General features: G+C 70.4%; 17 protein-coding genes. 7 read left to right on the forward strand and 10 right to left on the reverse strand.

The features are described 5' to 3' along the window. Positions 1 to 3: 3 nt before the first annotated feature. Positions 4 to 420, forward strand: a complete 417-nt coding sequence (locus tag J3P36_RS00725; protein WP_210505352.1) for a cytochrome c oxidase subunit 4 — start codon at positions 4 to 6, stop codon at positions 418 to 420. 81 nt (positions 421 to 501) lie between these two features. On the opposite strand, the gene J3P36_RS00730 is transcribed toward J3P36_RS00725, so the two are convergent. The 6 genes from J3P36_RS00730 to J3P36_RS00755 form a co-directional block, all read right to left on the reverse strand. Next, positions 502 to 2,886, reverse strand: a complete 2,385-nt coding sequence (locus J3P36_RS00730; RefSeq protein ID WP_210505353.1) for an excinuclease ABC subunit UvrA — start codon at positions 2,884 to 2,886, stop codon at positions 502 to 504. Between the two features lie 111 nt (positions 2,887 to 2,997). Further along, on the reverse strand, positions 2,998 to 3,474 hold the full coding sequence (locus J3P36_RS00735; protein WP_210505354.1) for an NUDIX domain-containing protein: 477 nt from the start codon (positions 3,472 to 3,474) through the stop codon (positions 2,998 to 3,000). A 111-nt stretch (positions 3,475 to 3,585) separates the two neighbouring features. Further along, the gene (locus tag J3P36_RS00740) at positions 3,586 to 5,226 is read right to left on the reverse strand and encodes a ubiquinol-cytochrome c reductase cytochrome b subunit (RefSeq protein WP_307806903.1); all 1,641 of its coding nucleotides are present in this window, start codon (positions 5,224 to 5,226) and stop codon (positions 3,586 to 3,588) included. 34 nt (positions 5,227 to 5,260) lie between these two features. Beyond that, positions 5,261 to 6,337, reverse strand: coding sequence for a ubiquinol-cytochrome c reductase iron-sulfur subunit (locus J3P36_RS00745; protein WP_210505355.1), 1,077 nt, complete (start codon positions 6,335 to 6,337; stop codon positions 5,261 to 5,263). Between the two features lie 35 nt (positions 6,338 to 6,372). Further along, a complete protein-coding gene (locus J3P36_RS00750; RefSeq protein ID WP_210505356.1) occupies positions 6,373 to 7,176 on the reverse strand; it encodes a c-type cytochrome in 804 nt (267 codons plus the stop codon). A gap of 34 nt (positions 7,177 to 7,210) precedes the next feature. Then, positions 7,211 to 7,840 (reverse strand): heme-copper oxidase subunit III, encoded by a 630-nt coding sequence (locus tag J3P36_RS00755; RefSeq protein ID WP_374100698.1) that lies wholly within the window; start codon positions 7,838 to 7,840, stop codon positions 7,211 to 7,213. 149 nt (positions 7,841 to 7,989) lie between these two features. Here J3P36_RS00755 and trpD point away from each other — a divergent pair, with 149 nt between their 5' ends. Then, positions 7,990 to 9,045 (forward strand): anthranilate phosphoribosyltransferase, encoded by a 1,056-nt coding sequence (gene trpD, locus J3P36_RS00760; RefSeq protein WP_210505358.1) that lies wholly within the window; start codon positions 7,990 to 7,992, stop codon positions 9,043 to 9,045. Positions 9,046 to 9,254: 209 nt separating this feature from the next. Here the strand turns inward: trpD and glpK are convergent, their stop codons facing one another. Both glpK and J3P36_RS00770 read right to left on the reverse strand, forming a co-directional pair. Next, positions 9,255 to 10,766, reverse strand: coding sequence for a glycerol kinase GlpK (gene glpK / locus J3P36_RS00765; RefSeq protein ID WP_210505359.1), 1,512 nt, complete (start codon positions 10,764 to 10,766; stop codon positions 9,255 to 9,257). A gap of 39 nt (positions 10,767 to 10,805) precedes the next feature. Beyond that, the gene (locus tag J3P36_RS00770) at positions 10,806 to 11,522 is read right to left on the reverse strand and encodes an MIP/aquaporin family protein (RefSeq protein WP_246854203.1); all 717 of its coding nucleotides are present in this window, start codon (positions 11,520 to 11,522) and stop codon (positions 10,806 to 10,808) included. Positions 11,523 to 11,808: 286 nt separating this feature from the next. On the opposite strand from J3P36_RS00770, the gene dhaK reads away from it, so the two are divergent. From dhaK to J3P36_RS00790, 4 genes are read left to right on the forward strand one after another with little or no spacing between them, the layout of a single operon-like run. After that, positions 11,809 to 12,810 (forward strand): dihydroxyacetone kinase subunit DhaK, encoded by a 1,002-nt coding sequence (gene dhaK, locus J3P36_RS00775; protein ID WP_210505361.1) that lies wholly within the window; start codon positions 11,809 to 11,811, stop codon positions 12,808 to 12,810. A 5-nt stretch (positions 12,811 to 12,815) separates the two neighbouring features. Further along, a complete protein-coding gene (gene dhaL / locus J3P36_RS00780) occupies positions 12,816 to 13,445 on the forward strand; it encodes a dihydroxyacetone kinase subunit DhaL (protein WP_210505362.1) in 630 nt (209 codons plus the stop codon). Next, positions 13,442 to 14,146, forward strand: coding sequence for a dihydroxyacetone kinase phosphoryl donor subunit DhaM (gene dhaM, locus J3P36_RS00785; RefSeq protein ID WP_210505363.1), 705 nt, complete (start codon positions 13,442 to 13,444; stop codon positions 14,144 to 14,146). Before dhaL ends, dhaM begins: the two co-directional genes overlap by 4 nt. Positions 14,147 to 14,149: 3 nt before the next feature. Next, entirely contained in the window at positions 14,150 to 14,617 is a 468-nt protein-coding gene (locus J3P36_RS00790) for a YdeI/OmpD-associated family protein (protein WP_210505364.1), read from the forward strand. Between the two features lie 89 nt (positions 14,618 to 14,706). On the opposite strand, the gene J3P36_RS00795 is transcribed toward J3P36_RS00790, so the two are convergent. Together J3P36_RS00795 and J3P36_RS00800 are read right to left on the reverse strand one after the other, a co-directional pair. Further along, a complete protein-coding gene (locus J3P36_RS00795; protein ID WP_210505365.1) occupies positions 14,707 to 16,335 on the reverse strand; it encodes a catalase in 1,629 nt (542 codons plus the stop codon). A gap of 84 nt (positions 16,336 to 16,419) precedes the next feature. Beyond that, positions 16,420 to 16,833 (reverse strand): Fur family transcriptional regulator, encoded by a 414-nt coding sequence (locus tag J3P36_RS00800; protein WP_210505366.1) that lies wholly within the window; start codon positions 16,831 to 16,833, stop codon positions 16,420 to 16,422. Positions 16,834 to 16,938: 105 nt separating this feature from the next. Here J3P36_RS00800 and J3P36_RS00805 point away from each other — a divergent pair, with 105 nt between their 5' ends. Then, positions 16,939 to 17,730, forward strand: a complete 792-nt coding sequence (locus J3P36_RS00805; protein WP_210505367.1) for an alpha/beta fold hydrolase — start codon at positions 16,939 to 16,941, stop codon at positions 17,728 to 17,730. Positions 17,731 to 17,762 lie beyond the last annotated feature (32 nt).

The raw sequence follows: 17,762 nt of genomic DNA on the forward strand, positions 1-17,762 counted from the left end.
CCGATGCGGCTCAATGCGGTCCTGTTCTGGCTCCTGTCGCTCTTCTTCGGGATCCTCGCCATCGTCTACCCCGTCTGGGGCCTGCTCGACGTCCAGGAGGTGGAGTGGGTCGGCACCGTCGGCCTGTCGCTCGCCTCGGCGTTCGGCGCGTTCCTCGGCTTCTACCTGCAGCGCGGCTACAACGCGCAGGGCGGTGAGCTGCCGGAGGACCGCCTCGACGCCAACATCGACGACGGTGACGCGGAGCTCGGCTTCTACAGTCCGTGGAGCTGGTGGCCGATCGGCCTCGCGGCGTCGGCGGCGCTCGGCTTCCTGGGTCTCGCGGCCGGCTTCTGGATCACCTACGTCGGCGTCGCGCTGTTCCTCGTGATGATCGTGGGCTGGGTCTACGAGTACTACCGGGGCTTCTTCGCCCGCTGATCGCGTCGACTCTCCGCACGAAGGGCGGCTCTCCTCAGGGGAGCCGCCCTTCGTCGTTCGCGGACCTCGCCAGCGACAGCGTCAGGCGCCGATGTAGGCGGCGAGGTGCTGGCCCGTGAGGGTGGAGCGGTCGGCGACCAGGTCGGCGGGGGTGCCCTCGAAGACGATGCGGCCGCCGTCGTGGCCGGCGCCCGGGCCGAGGTCGATGATCCAGTCCGCGTGCGCCATGACGGCCTGGTGGTGCTCGATCACGATGACGGAGCGGCCCGAGTCGACCAGCCGGTCGAGGAGACCGAGCAGCTGCTCGACATCCGCGAGGTGCAGGCCGCTCGTCGGCTCGTCGAGGATGTAGACGCTGCCCTTCTCGGCCATGTGCGTGGCGAGCTTCAGGCGCTGGCGTTCGCCGCCCGAGAGGGTCGTGAGCGGCTGGCCGAGCCGCAGGTAGCCGAGCCCGACGTCGGCGAGCCGGTCCAGGATCGCGTGCGCGGCAGGGGTGCGCGCGTCGCCGACCCGGAAGAACTCCTCGGCCTCGTCGACGGACATCCCGAGCACCTCGCTGATGTCGCGGCCGCCGAGCTTGTGCTCGAGCACCGCGGCCTGGAACCGCTTGCCCTCGCATTCCTCGCAGGTGGTCGAGACGGTGGCCATCGGCCCCAGGTCGGTGTAGATGACGCCGGCGCCGTTGCAGGTGGGGCAGGCGCCCTCGGAGTTGGCGCTGAACAGTGCCGCCTTCACACCGTTCGCCTTCGCGAAAGCGGTGCGGATGGGGTCGAGCAGCCCGGTGTAGGTCGCGGGGTTGCTGCGCCGCGACCCGCGGATGGCGGTCTGGTCGATCGTCACGACGCCCTCGCGCCCCGCGACCGAGCCGTGGATGAGCGAGCTCTTTCCCGAGCCCGCGACGCCGGTCACGACCACGAGGACGCCGAGCGGGATGTCGACATCGACGTCGCGCAGGTTGTGCGCGCTGGCGCCGCGCACCTCGAGGGCGCCGGAGGGCGTGCGCGGACCGGCCTTCATGGTCGCCCGGTCGTCGAGGTGGCGTCCGGTGAGGGTTCCGCTCGCCCGGAGCCCCTCGACGGTGCCCTCGAACATCACCTCGCCGCCGCCGGTGCCCGCGCGCGGGCCGAGGTCGACGACGTGGTCGGCGATCCCGATCGTCTCCGGCTTGTGCTCGACGACGAGCACGGTGTTGCCCTTGTCGCGCAGGCGCAGCAGCAGCTCGTTCATCCGCTGGATGTCGTGCGGGTGCAGGCCGACCGTCGGCTCGTCGAAGACGTAGGTGACATCGGTGAGCGACGAGCCGAGGTGCCGGATCATCTTCGTGCGCTGCGCCTCACCGCCGGACAGCGTGCCGGACGGCCGGTCCAGCGAGAGGTAGCCGAGGCCCATCTCGACGAAGGAGTCGAGGGCGCGCTGCAGGTTCTGGAGCAGCGGTGCGACCGTCGGCTCGGACAGCCCGCGCACCCACTCGGCGAGGTCGTTGATCTGCATGGCGCACGCATCCGCGATGTTGATGCCGCCGATGCGCGAGGAGCGTGCCTCCGGGCTGAGCCGGGTGCCGCCGCAGTCCGGGCACGCGGTGAAGGTGACGGCCCGGTCCACGAAGGCGCGGATGTGCGGCTGCATCGCCTCCCGGTCCTTCGAGAGGAACGACTTCTGGATCTTCGGGATCAGCCCCTCGTAGGTCATGTTCATCGCCTGGAGGCGGACCTTCGTCGGCTCCTTGTAGAGGAAGTCCTGAAGCTCCGTCTCGGTGTAGTCGCGGATCGGCTTGTTCGGGTCGAGGAAGCCCGACTCGCTGAAGATCCGCACCATCCACCCGTCGACGTTGTAGCCGGGGATCGTGAGCGCGCCCTCGAGCAGGGACTTCGAGTCGTCGTAGAGCTGCGTCCGGTCGATGTCGGACACGGTGCCCATGCCCTCGCAGCGCGGGCACATGCCGCCCAGCACCGTGTACGTCCGCTTCAGGGTCTCGCCCTTCCCCTCGCCCTTCGCGATGGTGATCGCGCCGCTGCCGCGCACGGACGGCACGTTGAAGGAGAACGCGTTGGGGGAGCCGATGTGCGGCGAACCGAGCCGGCTGAAGAGGATGCGCAGCATCGCGTTCGCGTCGGTGGCGGTGCCGAGGGTGCTGCGGACGTTGGCGCCCATCCGCTCCTGATCGACGATGATCGCCGTGGTCAGTCCCTCCAGCACGTCGACGTCAGGACGGGCGAGGGCCGGCATGAACCCCTGCACGAACGAGCTGTAGGTCTCGTTGATCATCCGCTGCGACTCCGCGGCGATCGTGCCGAACACGAGCGAGCTCTTGCCCGAGCCGGAGACGCCCGTGAACACGGTCAGCCGCCGCTTCGGCAGCTCGAGGTCGACGTTCTTGAGGTTGTTCTCGCGGGCGCCCTGCACTCGAATGAGGTCGTGCGTGTCCGCGATGTGCGTGGTGTCGGGGAGGGTGTCGGTCGTGCTCATCGTGTCTCCATCCGTCGCGCGGCCGGCCTCCGTCGGCGATCCGATCTAACCAGACGCACCGCGGCGACCCCAGCGCTCGGCGGAAGGCCGCTGGGGTCGGCACCGCCACCGTCATGCGTCGGCGCGGAGTCGCTCCTGGAGGCGAGCGAGGAAGGCGCGCTGGCCCGTGAGGATGAGCTCCGAGGCCCGATCAGGCGCCAGCCACGCCACCCGGTCGACCTCCGGGAAGGTCGCGGTGCGCCCGGAGCGGGGAGGCCACTCCAGCTCGAAGGTGCCAGGCTCCACCGCTGACGGGTCCAGGTCGCCCTCGACGGCCCAGGCGTGCACGAGCTTGCCGCCCGACTGCCGGATCTCGCCCAGATCGATGCGGAGGCCGTCCGGAACGGGGAGGCCCAGCTCCTCGGCGAACTCGCGCTCGGCCGTCGCGAGGCCGTCCTCGCCCCCGAGCGGCTCGCCCTTCGGGATGGTCCAGGCGCCGGCGTCCTTCCGCTGCCAGAACGGGCCGCCCATGTGCGCGAGCAGCACCTCGAGGCCGGGGGAGCGGCGGAAGAGCAGGATGCCCGCGCTGCGGCGGGCCGGTGCGGTCACGTCAGGATCCTCCGGCTCGGCGGACGTCGGGCAGGCCGGGGGAGCGGGTGCCCGGCAACGCCGAAGGCCGCCCTGGGCGAGCCAGGACGGCCTTCGGCGAATGCACGATCGTCAGGGGTTGGTGTGCGGGGGGCCACCGACGCCCTGGCCGGCGGTCGCCAGCTCGTTCGCGTGGGTGGATCCCGAATCGTGGCCGTCGTGAGCGCGGGCCAGCTCACCCGCCGTGACGGGGGCGATGCGGTCCTCGAAGAACCACCGGCTGAGGCCGGCCCGCACCCTCTCGAGCGGATTGATCTGACCGCGGCTGTTCGGACGGACCATCAGCGGCTTGTAGTCGTTGAAGTCCACCAGGCGCCAGCGCTCGTACTCGTCGAGGGGCTGGTGCACCTCGATGAACTCGCCGCCCGGCAGCCGGACGATGCGACCCGACTCGTAGCCGTGCAGGACCAGCTCCCGGTCCTTCTTCTGGAGCGCGAGGCAGATGCGCTTCGTGATGAAGTACGCGATGAACGGACCCGCGATCAGCGTGAACTGGAGGATGTGGATCACGTTCTCCATGCTCATCTTGAAGTGCGTCGCGATGAGGTCGGACGAGGCCGCGACGAACATGGCGCCGTAGTAGACGATGCCCGCCACACCGATCGCGGTGCGGGTCGGCACGTTGCGAGGACGGTCCGCGAGGTGGTGCTCCCGCCGGTCCCCGGTGATCCACTGCTCGATGAACGGGTAGAACATGACCGCGACGATCCAGATCGTGATCGCGATGATCGGCGCGAGGATGTTCATCGACACGGTCCAGGTGTCGAACAGCACGAACTCCCAGCCCGGCGGCACCAGGCGCAGGGCGCCGTCCGCGAAGCCGATGTACCAGTCCGGCTGCGTGCCGGCCGACACCGGCGACGGGTCGTACGGTCCGTAGTTCCAGATCGGGTTGATCGCGAAGAGAGCGGCGATCGCGACGATCACGCCGAAGACGATGAAGAAGGTGCCACCCATCTTCGCGCCGTACACCGGCAGGATCGGGTAGCCCACGACGTTGTCGTTGGTGCGGCCCGGGCCAGGGAACTGGGTGTGCTTGTGCACGATGAGGAACACCATGTGCAGGCCCACCAGCGCCACGAGGAGCGCCGGCAGCAGCAGGATGTGCAGCGTGTACAGGCGGCCGATGATCTGCGTGCCGGGGAACTCGCCGCCGAACAGCAGGTACGAGATCCAGGTGCCGACCACCGGGATGCCCTTGATCAGGCCGTCGATGATGCGGAGGCCGTTGCCGGAGAGCAGGTCGTCCGGGAGCGAGTAGCCGGTGAAGCCCTCACCCATGGCGAGGATCCACATCACGAAGCCGATGACCCAGTTGAGCTCACGCGGCTTCCGGAAGGCGCCCGTGAAGAACACGCGGGCCATGTGCAGCATGATCGACGCGATGAACAGCAGGGCCGCCCAGTGGTGGATCTGCCGGACCAGCAGGCCGCCGCGGACGTCGAACGAGATGTCCAGCGTCGAGGCCATCGCCGCGCTCATCTCCAGGCCCTTGAGCGGCGTGTAGGAGCCCTCGTAGACGACCTCCGCCATCGAGGCCTGGAAGAAGAAGGTCAGGAAGGTTCCGGTGACCAGGATGATGACGAAGCACCACAGGGCCACCTCGCCCAGCATGAAGGACCAGTGGTCGGGGAAGACCTTGCGGCCCATCAGCTTGACGAAGCCCGAGATGCTCGTGCGCTCGTCGATGTAGCTCGAAACAGCCCCGGTCACGCCCCGCGTTGCGGCGGGGGGAGGGGTACGGGTGTCAGACGTCGTAGTCACCGCGACGCTCCCAGTAGCTAGGCCCAACGGGCTCGTGGAAGTCGCTCTGCGCGACCAGGTAGCCCTCGCTGTCCACCGTGATGGGCAGCTGAGGAAGGGGACGCTTGGCGGGGCCGAAGATGACCGCCGCCTCGTTCTTGATGTCGAACTGCGACTGGTGGCACGGGCACAGCAGGTGATGCGTCTGCTGCTCGTAGAGCGCCACCGGGCAGCCGACGTGGGTGCAGATCTTCGAGTACGCGACGATGCCGTCGTAGTTCCACGTCTCGCGGCCTGCGGAGACGTTGAGGTCCTCGGGCTTCAGGCGCATGAGGAGGACGGCCGCCTTGGCCTTCTCCTCGAGCTTGTGCTCCGCCTCCTCGAGATCCTCGGGGATGACGTGGAAGACGGAGCCGAGCGTCACCTCGGAGGCCTTGATCGGGGTGCCGTAGGGGTCACGCGCGAGACGCGTGCCCTCCTTCCACATGGTGTGGGCGAGCATCCCGGCCGGGTCGTTGCTCTTCGGCGCGAGATCGCGGAAGAGGAAGATCGCGGGCAGCGGCACGGCGACGAGCGCGCCGATCAGGGAGTTGCGCAGGAGGGCGCGTCGGCCGAAGCCGGACTCCTTGTCCGCCAGGTCGAAGACCTCGACCGCGCGGGCGCGGGTCGCCTCGCTGCCCCGGGTGGGGTGCCGTGCCTCGACGCTCTCGTGGTTGGCCATGAGCGCCTTGCTCCAGTGGACCGTGCCGACGCCGATGGACAGCAGTGCGCCGGCGATCGCGAGACCGAGGAACAGGTTGTTGAGGCGGACCGAGGCGGGGTCGTCCTCGACGATCGGCACCGCGAAGTAGGCGGCTATCGCGGCGATGCTGAAGACGATCGACAGGTAGAAGATGAGGGAGACGCCGCGCTCGTTGCGGCGGTCGACCTTCGGATCGAGGTCGGTGACCCGCTGCTGGTGCGGCGGGAGTCCGGGGTTCTCGAAGGCGTCGGCAGCGATGACCGCCGTGCCCGCAGAGGCCTGGGGCCCGTGCGACGAGTCGACCGGAACGATGTCCGAGCCGCTGCCGGGGTTCGCCATTGCTGTCCTTCCGCTGTGGTGCAGGTGTTGCTGTGTCAGTTGGCGCGCGCGGTGATCCACACCGTCAGCGCGACGATCGCGCCGAGGCCGAAGATCCAGGCGAAGAGGCCCTCCGCGACCGGGCCCAGTGCGCCGAGCTCGAAGCCGCCGGGGGCGGGAGTCTCCTCCTGGTACTTGAGGGCGGTGATGATGTCCCTCTTGTCCTCGGGGGTGAGGTTCGCGTCGCTGAACACCGGCATGTTCTGGGGGCCGGTGACCATCGCCTCGTAGATGTGCTTCGCCGAGGTGCCCTTCAGGGACGGGGCGTACTTGCCCTCGGTGAGGGCGCCGCCGGCACCCGCCACGTTGTGGCACATGGCGCAGTTGATGCGGAAGAGCTCGGCGCCGCGCGTCGCGTCACCGGTCGTCTGCAGGTACTCCTCCTCGGGGAGGCCGGGGCCGGGGGAGACGGAGGCGACGTAGTCGGCCATCGCCTGCACGTCCTCCTCGGAGAAGAGGTTCGGCTTCTCGGGCGCCTGGGGGCCGGTGTTGGCGAGCGGCATGCGGCCCGTGCCGACCTGGAAGTCGACGGAGGCTGCGCCGACGCCGATGAGGGTCGGGCCGGCCTCGGTGCCCTCGAGGCTCATGCCGTGGCAGGTGGCGCAGTTCGCGGCGAACAGCTTCTGGCCGCGCTCGACGCTCTCCTGGGAGACCGCGACGGCCGTGTCGCCCGCCGAGACCGCCGAGAAGGCGGCGTAGCCGGAGCCGGTGAAGACCAGACCGAGCGCGATGAGCGCGATGGTCGCGAGCGGTGACCGGCGACCGCGGCGGCGGGAAGGACGGCGACGTGGGGAGGACATGCGCTGTGCGGAGACCAATTCGATCCGTTCGTTCCTATTTGAGCAGGTAGATGACGGCGAAGAGGCCGATCCACACCACGTCGACGAAGTGCCAGTAGTACGACACCACGATGGCGCTGGTCGCCTCGCGATGTCCGAAGTTCTTGACGGCGTATGCACGGCCGATGACCAGCAGGAAGGCGAGGAGGCCGCCCGTCACGTGCAGGCCGTGGAAGCCGGTGGTCAGGTAGAAGACCGAGCCGTAGGCGTTGGAGGAGAGGGTGACGCCCTCGCTCACCAGGGTCGCGTACTCGAGGACCTGGCCGGCGACGAAGATCGCGCCGAGGGCGTAGGTGAGGAAGAACCACTCGACCATGCCCCACTGCCACGGCTTCCAGCCGGTCGCGCGGGCCTGCAGGCGCTCGGCGGCGAACACGCCGAACTGGCAGGTGAAGGAGCTCGACACCAGGATGATCGTGTTGACGAGCGAGAACGGGACGTTGAGGATCGCCGTCTCTTCCGCCCACATCTCGGGGGCGACGCCCCGGAGCGTGAAGTAGATCGCGAACAGTCCCGCGAAGAACATGACCTCGCTGCCGAGCCAGACGATCGTGCCCACCGCGATGGGGTTGGCACGATTGACGACCGGAGCGCTTGTCGACTGAAGGGCTGACGCGCTGCTCACATGTTCCATTATGGCGGATCGGGTAGCCCCCGCCTTCCATTGGAGGGTCTGTCGCCGCCCCTCCCAGGTGACCGTTACCGTTTCCGGCCGTACGGCGGCGGAACGAGGGGATGCGGGGCCCGGAATCGGCCGCTCATTAGGATCGGGGCATGATCCCGACGCCCACCTGGCCCGCACTGATCGGCACGCTCCTCGAGGGAGAGGACCTCAGCATCGCCGACTCCACGTGGGCGATGGAGCAGGTGATGCTGGGGCAGGCGACGCCGGCGCAGCTGGCCGGCTTCCTCGTGGCCCTGCGCGCCAAGGGGGAGAGCGTCGACGAGGTGGTCGGGTTCCGCGACGCGATCCTCGAGCACGCGCTCCCGCTCGAGGTCTCCTCCGACGTCGTCGACATCGTCGGGACGGGCGGCGACCGCTTCAAGACCGTCAACGTCTCGTCGATGGCCGCGGTGGTCGCCGCCGCGAGCGGCGCGCGCGTGGTGAAGCACGGCAACAAGGCGGCGAGCTCCGCGTCCGGCTCGAGCGACGTGCTCTCGGCGCTCGGCATCGACCTCAGCCTCGACCCGCGGGGCGTCGCCCGGGTGCTCGACGAGGTCGACATCACGTTCGTGTTCGCGTCCGCCTTCCACCCGGGGTTCAAGCACGCCGGCATGGTGCGCGGCGAGCTCGGCGTGCCGACCGTCTTCAACTTCCTCGGCCCCCTCTGCAACCCGGCCCGGCCCGAGGCGAACGCGGTCGGCGTCGCGCGGCCCGAGGTGATCCCGCTGCTCGTCGGCGTGTTCCAGACCCGCGGCGCTACCGCGCTCGTGTTCCGCGGCGACGACGGGCTCGACGAGCTGACGACCACCGGCCACAGCCACATCTGGGAGGTCAGCGCCGGCGCCGTCACCGAGCACGACCTGAACCCGCGCGAGCTCGGCATCCCGCGCGCCTCGATCGCCGACCTGCAGGGCGGCACCCCCCAGGAGAACGCGGCGGTCGCCCGCGCGGTGCTCGGCGGCCAGTCCGGCCCGGTGCGCGACATCGTCCTGCTGAACGCGGCGGCCGCCCTCGTCGCCTGGGACCTCTCCCACGACGTCACGACCGCCGACCGCCCCATCACGGCGCGCCTCGCCGACCGCATGTCGGATGCGGCGGCGGCGATCGACAGCGGCGCGGCCCTCGCGAAGCTGGACGCCTGGGTCTCCTCCACCCGGCGCCGCTGACCCGGCCTCGCTGACCCGCTCGCTTCGGAGGCGGCGGCGCCTTCGCTCAACAGGCAGAAATCCCGCCAACAGGCGAAATCAGGCCGATTCTGCCTGTTGACGGGAATTTCGCCTGTTGAGGGACAGGACACGGTTGCTCGACGGCGGGCAGGAAGAACGGCGCCGGTTCCGGGAGATCCGGGACCGGCGCCGTTGAGCAGGGGATGGGGTTACTGGACGTCCTCGTCGACCCAGTCGAAGGTCTTCGTGACGGCCTTCTTCCAGAGGCGCAGCTGGCGCTCGCGCTCCGCGTCGTCCATGCTCGGCGTCCAGCGGCTGTCCTCCTGCCAGTTGCCGCGCAGGTCGTCGAAGTCCTTCCAGAACCCGGTGGCGAGGCCGGCCGCGTAGGCGGCGCCGAGGGCGGTCGTCTCTGCGACCACCGGACGGACCACCGGCACGCCGAGGATGTCGGCCTGGAACTGCATGAGCGTGTTGTTGGCGATCATGCCGCCGTCCACCTTCAGCTCGGTGAGGTCGACGCCCGAGTCGGCGTTCACGGCGTCGAGCACCTCCCGCGTCTGGAAGGCGGTCGCCTCGAGCGCGGCCCGGGCGATGTGGCCCTTGTTGACGTAGCGGGTGAGTCCGACGATCGCGCCTCGGGCGTCCGGCCGCCAGTACGGCGCGAACAGGCCGGAGAACGCGGGGACGATGTAGACGCCGCCGTTGTCGTCCACGGTCTTCGCGAGGTCCTCCACCTCGGGAGCGCTCGAGATGAGGCCCAGGTTGTCGCGGAGCCACTGCACGAGCGAGCCCGTGACCGCGATGGAGCCCTCCAGCGCGTAGTGCGGCTTCGCGTCGCCGATCTTGTAGCCGAGCGTCGTCAGCAGCCCGTTCTTCGAGCGGATGATCTCCTCGCCGGTGTTGAAGATGAGGAAGTTGCCGGTGCCGTACGTGTTCTTCGACTCGCCGGTGTCGAACGCGGCCTGCCCGAACGTGGCCGCCTGCTGGTCGCCGAGGATGCCGGCGATCGGCACCTCCCGCAGCAGGCTCGAGGCCTCGACCGTGCCGTAGACCTCGGCGGAGCTGCGGATCTCGGGGAGCATCGACCGGGGCACGTTGAAGTCGGCGAGGATCGAGTCGTCCCACTGCAGGGTCTCGAGGTCCATGAACAGCGTGCGCGACGCGTTCGTCACGTCGGTGGCGTGGACGCCGCCGTCGGTCCCGCCGGTGAGGTTCCACAGCACCCAGGTGTCGGTGGTGCCGAACAGCAGGTCGCCGGCCTCGGCCTTCTCGCGGGCGCCGTCGACGTTCTCGAGGATCCAGACGATCTTGGTGCCCGAGAAGTAGGTGGCGAGCGGCAGCCCGACCTTCTCCTTGTAGCGCTCGACGTCGCCGTTCGCGAGCCGGTCGACGATCGGCTGCGTTCGGGTGTCCTGCCAGACAATCGCGTTGTAGACGGGCTTGCCGGTGTTCTTGTCCCACACGACCGCGGTCTCGCGCTGGTTCGTGATGCCGACGGCCTGGATGTCGTGGCGGGTGATGTCGGCGCGGGACAGCGCCTGGCCGATCACCTCACGGGTGTTGTCCCAGATCTCGATCGGGTCGTGCTCGACCCAGCCGGCCCTCGGGAAGATCTGCTCGTGCTCCTTCTGGCCGGTGGAGACGATCGAGCCCGAGTGGTCGAAGACGATCGCGCGGGTGCTCGTGGTGCCCTGGTCGATCGCGATGATGTAGTCCGCCATTGGACAAGCTCCTTCTTGGTTGACGTGCCGAGGGTGGGATCAGGCGCCGGTTGCGGGCAGCAGGACGAGCGACAGCCAGCCGGCGAGGAGACCGCCGATGATCGGGCCGACGACCGGCACCCACGAGTAGGACCAGTCGCTGCCGCCCTTGCCGCGGATCGGCAGGACGGCGTGGGCGATGCGCGGGCCGAGGTCGCGCGCCGGGTTGATGGCGTAGCCGGTCGGGCCGCCGAGGGACGCGCCGATCGCGACGACGAGGAGGGCGACGGGCAGCGCGCCGAGAGCGGCGAGGCCGGACGGGACGCCCAGGTCGGCGTCGCCACCGCGGCTGAAGCCGATCACGACGAACACCAGGACGAACGTGCCGATGATCTCGGTGATGAGGTTCCAGGTGTAGCTGCGGATGGCGGGGCCGGTCGAGAAGACGCCGAGCTTCGCTGCGGCGTCATCCTCCGCGTCGAAGTGCTGCTTGTAGGCGAGCCAGGTGAGCACGGCGCCGATGAACGCGCCGATGAACTGCGCGACGATGTAGACGAGCACGGTCACGACGACGTTGTCGGGACTGAACGCGCCGGCCGCGAGCAGCCCCAGTGTGACCGCCGGGTTCAGGTGCGCGCCCGACGAGTAGGCGACGGTGACGCCCGCGAAGACCGCGAGGCCCCACCCGAAGTTGATGAGGAGCCACCCTCCGCCGAAGCCCTTGTTCCTGGCGAGGATCGCATTGGCTACGACGCCGGCGCCGAGGAGCAGCAGCATCGCCGTGCCCACGACCTCCGACAGAAAGATTGTTCCCAGGTTGGTGTCCACTCCGACTTTCCTCCTTGAACTGATGCGGCGGTGCATCTGCCGCCCCCTTGCGGCGCTCCCACCATAGACCCGGGCTCTTCTCAGGGTTAAGGGGGAATTCCGCTCTGGTCACCGGTCCTGCGCACCCCTTGGGAGAGCGCTGAGCGAGGGCGTAGCCTGTGGCCCGGCGGGGACGCCCGCCACCGGCACCTCCGTCGGCGGCCCCTCGCCGTCGTGCGAGCAGAAGGAGCAGTCAATGAAGAAGCTCATCAACGATCCGCGCGCCGTGGTGGACGAGGCGGTCGCCGGCATGGCCGCCGCGCACCCCGGTCTCCTCACGGTGCACACCGATCCCACGTTCCTCGTCCGCGCCGACGCGCCGCGTCAGGGCAAGGTCGCCCTCGTCTCCGGCGGTGGCAGCGGACACGAGCCGCTGCACGGCGGCTTCGTCGGGCACGGCATGCTCGACGCCGCGGTGCCCGGCGCGGTGTTCACCTCGCCAACGCCGGACCCGATCCTCGCCGCCACCCAGGCGGTCGACGGGGGAGCGGGGGTGCTGCACATCGTGAAGAACTACACCGGCGATGTGCTCAACTTCGAGACCGCGGCGGACCTCGCGGCGGCCGAGGACATCCAGATCCGCTCCGTGCTCGTCGCCGACGACGTCGCGGTGAAGGACTCGCTCTACACGGCCGGCCGCCGCGGCGTCGCCGGGACGGTCCTGGTCGAGAAGATCGCGGGTGCCGCCGCCGAGCGCGGCGACGACCTCGACGGGGTGACCGGGATCGCCGAGCGCGTGATCGCGAACGTGCGCTCGATGGGCGTCGCCCTCACCGCGCCGACGGTGCCGCACGCCGGGGAGCCGAGCTTCGACATCGGCGAGGGAGAGATCGAGATCGGCATCGGCATCCACGGGGAGCCGGGCCGCGAGCGCATCCCCATCGAGCCGGCGGACGCCATCGTCGACCGGATCCTCGGCCCCATCCTCGACGACCTGCCGTTCTCCGAGGGCGACCGGGTGCTCCTGTTCGTGAACGGGATGGGCGGCACCCCGCTGATCGAGCTCTACATCGCGTTCCGGCACGCCGCGCAGGTGCTCGAGCAGCGCGGGCTGACGCTCGAGCGCTCGCTGGTCGGCAACTACACGACCTCGCTCGAGATGCAGGGCTTCTCGATCAGCGTCCTCCGGCTCGACGACGAGCTGGTCGAGCTGTGGGACGCGCCGGTGCAGACCGCAGCCCTGCGCTGGGGACGGTGACGCGCGTGGCGCTCGGAACGGACTGGATCGTCGGCTGGGTGCGCCGGAGCGCCGCGGTGATCGGCGAGCACCGCGCGGAGCTCGTGCGCCTCGACCGCGAGATCGGCGACGGCGACCACGGCGAGAACATGGATCGCGGGTTCACCGCGGTGCTCGGCAAGCTCGACGGGCTCGCGGCGGACGCGTCGCCCGCGGACGTGCTGAAGCTCGTGGCGACGACGCTCATCTCGACCGTCGGCGGCGCCGCGGGTCCGCTGTACGGCACGGCCTATCTGAAGGCGAGCGCCGCCGTGAAGGACGCGGGCGAGCTCGACGGGGCGGCGCTCGTGGCGCTGCTCACGGCGGCGCGCGACGGCATCGTGACCCGCGGGAAGGCGGAGCCGGGCGACAAGACGATGATCGACGCGTGGACGCCCGCCGTGGACGCGGCGACCGCCGCGCAGGCGGAGGGTGCGGACGAGGCGGCCATCCTCGCGGCGGCGGCGGATGCTGCCGAGGAGGGCGCGGCGGCCACCGAGGCGCTCGTCGCCCGCAAGGGCCGGGCCAGCTACCTCGGCGAGCGCGCGGTCGGCCACCGCGACCCCGGCGCCCAGTCGACGGCGCTTCTCCTCCGGGCGGCGGCGGAGTCGGCGTGACCGTCGGACTCGTGTTCGTGTCGCACAGCGCGAAGATCGCCGAGGGCCTCGTCGACCTGGCGCGGCAGATGGCTCCGTCGGTCGCGCTCGTCCCGGCGGGCGGCACCGACGACGGCGGCATCGGCACGAGCTTCGAGAAGGTGACCGCGGGCATCGAGGAGGCGGACTCGGGCGACGGTGTCGTCATCCTCTGCGACCTCGGGTCCGCGATCCTCACCGCGGAGACGGCGCTCGACTTCCTCGACGACACGTCGCGCGTCCGGATCGTCGATGCGCCGCTCGTGGAGGGCGGGGTGGCGGCCGCCGTCGCCGCGGAGGGCGGCGGCGATCTGGACGACGTCGTCGCCTCGGCCGGCACCGCCGCGGAGACCGCGCCGGCCGGGATCGCGGCGGAGACCACGCCCGCCGGCACGGAGGAGCCGGCTGCGGCCCCGGAGGACAGCGGCGAGGTCACCGACACCGCGACGCTGATCAACCGCGAGGGCCTCCACGCCCGGCCCGCCGCCGAGTTCGTGAAGCTGGCGGGCACGTTCGACGCGCGCGTCACCGTGAACGGCGTGGACGCGAAGAGCCTGCTGCGCATCATGGCGCTCGGGCTGACGGAGGGGGACGAGGTGCGGCTGTCCGCGACCGGGCCACAGGCGGGCGATGCGGTGCGCGCCCTCGGCGAGCTCCTCCGCTCCGGGTTCGGGGAGGCGTAGGGCGTGGGCGGAGCTCCGAGCGTCCGATTCCGCGCTGAGATCGTGACCGGCGGCGGCCAGGCGACCGGCATCCCGGTCCCGGAGGAGGTGCTCGAGGGCCTCGGCGCCGGACGCCGGGTGCCGGTCGTGGTCGCGATCGGCGGGCACTCCTACCGCAGCACCGTGACGCCGTACCAGGGGCGGATCATGGTGCCGCTGAGCGCCGAGAACCGGACCGCCGCCGGGGTGGCCGCTGGGGACGAGGTCGAGGTGACGCTCACCCGCGACGACGCGCCGCGCGAGGTCGAGGTGCCCGACGACCTGGCGAGCGCGATCGCGGCCGACGAGGCCGCATCCGGGTTCTTCGCGTCCCTGCCGCCCAGCCACAAGAAGGCCTACGTGACGTGGATCACGGAGGCGAAGAAGGCGGAGACGCGGGCATCCCGCGTCGAGTCCGCCGTGGGGATGCTGCGCGAGGGCAAGCGCCGCTGAGGCGTCCCGCGACGACGGGCCGTTGCGGCAACGGAACGGGCGCCGGCGCCCCCCCCGGAGGGAGACGCCGGCGCCCGTCGTGACCGGTGCTACTTCGCGAGGACGACGCGCTCGTTCGGCACGCAGTGCGTCATTCTCAGGCCGGTGACGTCGCGCGGGCCGTTCTGGCCGAGGTTCGCGAGGCGCTGCAGCTCCTCCTCGTTCAGCGTCTGCGACGGGAGCGGCGCGAGGCCCTTCACGTCGTCCACCCCGATGCCGAGGCCCTCGCCGAGGCGCAGGCCCAGCTCGTCGTCGACGAGCAGCATGTGCCACACCATGCGCTCCTGCACGGGACGCGCGGCCTGGCCGATCAGGCCGGTCAGGTTGGCGACGAGGTCGTCCTTCTCCCACTGCTCGAGCAGCTGGTAGCGCTGGCCCGCCTGCAGGTAGTCGTTGGTGCGGGGGAGGCGCGCCCTGGTGAGGCGTCCCTCGATCACCGGGCCCTGCTCGACGTGACCGGGCTTCGGGGCCTCCTGAAGGCCGCCCGTGATGCTCGGCTCGTAGTTGACGTGCGGGTTGGGGCCCGTGCCGTCGACGCCGTACGACATCTGTCCGCCGCGCTGGTTGGTGCGCACGGGCGCCTTCGGGCTGTTGACCGGCAGCTGAAGGTAGTTCGGCCCGACCCGGTAGCGCTGGGTGTCGCTGTAGGAGAAGGTGCGGCCGACGAGCATCTTGTCGTCGGAGAAGTCGAGTCCGTCGACGAGCACGCCCGTGCCGAACGCGATCTGCTCGTTCTCGTTGTGGTGGTCGCTCACGTTGCGATTGAGCACCATCCGGCCGACCAGCTGCGGCGGGAACTCGTTCTCCGGCCACACCTTGGTGTCGTCGAGCGGGTCGAAGTCGAGCTCGGGGTGCTCGTCGTCGCTCATGACCTGGACGCGCAGCTCCCACTCGGGGTAGTCGCCCGCCTCGATCGCGTCGTAGAGGTCCTTCGACGCGTGGCCGAGGTCACCGCCCTGGATGACCGCGGCGTCCGCCTCGGTGAGGCTCTTCACGCCCGCCTTCGGGATCCAGTGGTACTTCACGAGCACGCTCTCGCCCGCCTCGTTGACCCACTTGTAGGTGTTCACGCCGAAGCCCTGCTGGGTCCGGTAGTTGGCGGGGATGCCGCGCGGGCTGAAGAGGTTGACGAGCATGTGCATCGACTCCGGCGTCTGCGACATGAAGTCGAAGATGCGGGAGGCCTCCTGCCGGAACGTGACGGGGTCCGGCTTGAGGGAGTGGATGACGTCCGGGAACTTGATGGCGTCGCGGATGAAGAAGACGCCGAGGTTGTTGCCGACGAGGTCCCAGTTGCCGTCCTCGGTGTAGAACTTCACCGCGAAGCCGCGAGGGTCGCGGGCCGCCTCGCTGGAGTCGCGGCCGCCGATGACGGTCGAGAAGCGGATGGCGACGTCGGTGCGCTTGCCAGGGGTGTTGAACAGCTTGGCGCGGGTGTACTTGGCGATCGGCTCGTCGCCCCACGTGCCGGTGGCCTCGAAGTAGCCGAAGGCGACGGCGCCGCGCGCGTGGACGACGCGCTCCGGGATCCGCTCGCGGTCGAAGTGGCTGATCTTCTCGAGGAAGTGGTAGTTCTCCAGGGTGGCGGGGCCGCGCGCCCCGACCGTCCGCTGATTCTGGTTGTCGTAGACCGGGTGTCCCTGCCGAGTGGTCAGGGAGGTGTTGGTCTCGTCCGTCATCCGGGACGTCCTTTCATCAAGGGCACCGCCGCGGGCGCGGCGGAGTTCTGCGGGGACGCGACGGTGCGTCGGGCTGCGGGGGCGCTAGGCGCAGTCGGGGCAGAGGCCCCAGAAGATCACTTCCGCCTCGTCGATGCGGAAGCCGTTCGTCGCCACCGGCGTCAGGCAGGGCGAGTCGCCGTGCACGCAGTCGATGTCGGTGGTGCGACCGCAGGAGCGGCAGACGGCGTGGTGGTGGTTGTCGCCGACCCGCGCCTCGAAGCGGGCGGGGGAGCCGGCGGGCTGGATGCGCCGCACCAGGTGCGCCTCGACGAGCGCGTCGAGGCAGTCGTAGGTCGCCTGCACCGAGACGGTGCCGAGCCGCTCCCGTACCAGGGCGACGACGTCCGCCGCGGAGAGGTGCTGATCGCGGGCCGATTCCAGGACGTCGAGCACGGCGACGCGCGGCGCCGTCACCCGGAGGCCGGCCTCGCGGAGGCGCTCGCTCGACGTGGTCATCCGCCGCCCTCTCGTTTTCTGGAGTCGTTCCAATCTAGTCGGTGCTGGGGTGCCGGCCCGAACAGGCCGTGCCCCCGGGCGCGTCGCTCGGCCAGGATGGGGGCGATGGATCTGCTGCCCGCCGCGCCGCCGCCCCGTGCCGTCCTGACCCCGGACGGGCTCTCGATCGCCACCTACGAGTTCGGCGAGGATCCGGAGGCGCCGGTCGTCTTCGCGCTGCACGGGTTCTCGTCGTCGTCCGCGGTCAACTGGCTCAACACGGGATGGACGCGGGAGCTGGTGCGCGCCGGCTACCGGGTCATCGCGATGGACCAGCGCGGCCACGGCGCGAGCACGAAGCCGCACGAGGCCGCGGCGTACACGATGTCGGCGCTCGTCTCCGACGTTCAGGCCGTGCTCGACACGTACCTCCTCACCGACGTGTCGTTCGTCGGCTACTCCCTCGGCGCCCGCGTCGGCTGGCACGCGGCCCTCGAGCTGCCCGTGCACATCAGCCGGGCCGTGTTCGGCGGCATCCCCGACGGGTATCCGCTGACCCGGTTCCGCATCGACGAGGCGCTGCGGTACATCGCCGACGGGACCCCGGTCGAGGACCGGCTGACGCAGGCGTACCTCTCGATGGCGGAGAGCATCCCGGGCAACGACCTTCCCGCGCTCGTCGCGCTGGTGGAGGGCATGCAGGAGGGCGAGCAGCCGGATCCGGCGCACCCGCCGGCGCAGCCCGTGCTGTTCGCGACCGGCAGCGAGGACCGCATCATCGACGCCTCGCGCCGCCTGGCGGCCGCGACGCCGGCCGGGGAGTTCTACGAGATCCCGGGCCGCAACCACTTCAACGCTCCGACGTCCCGCAAGTTCCGGGACGCAGCGCTCGACTTCCTCGAGCGCACCCGCTCCTGACCCGCCTCCTTCTGCGGCAAGTCGGCGTCGAG

The organism is Naasia sp. SYSU D00057, assembly GCF_017916505.1.
GTDB lineage: Bacteria > Actinomycetota > Actinomycetes > Actinomycetales > Microbacteriaceae > Naasia.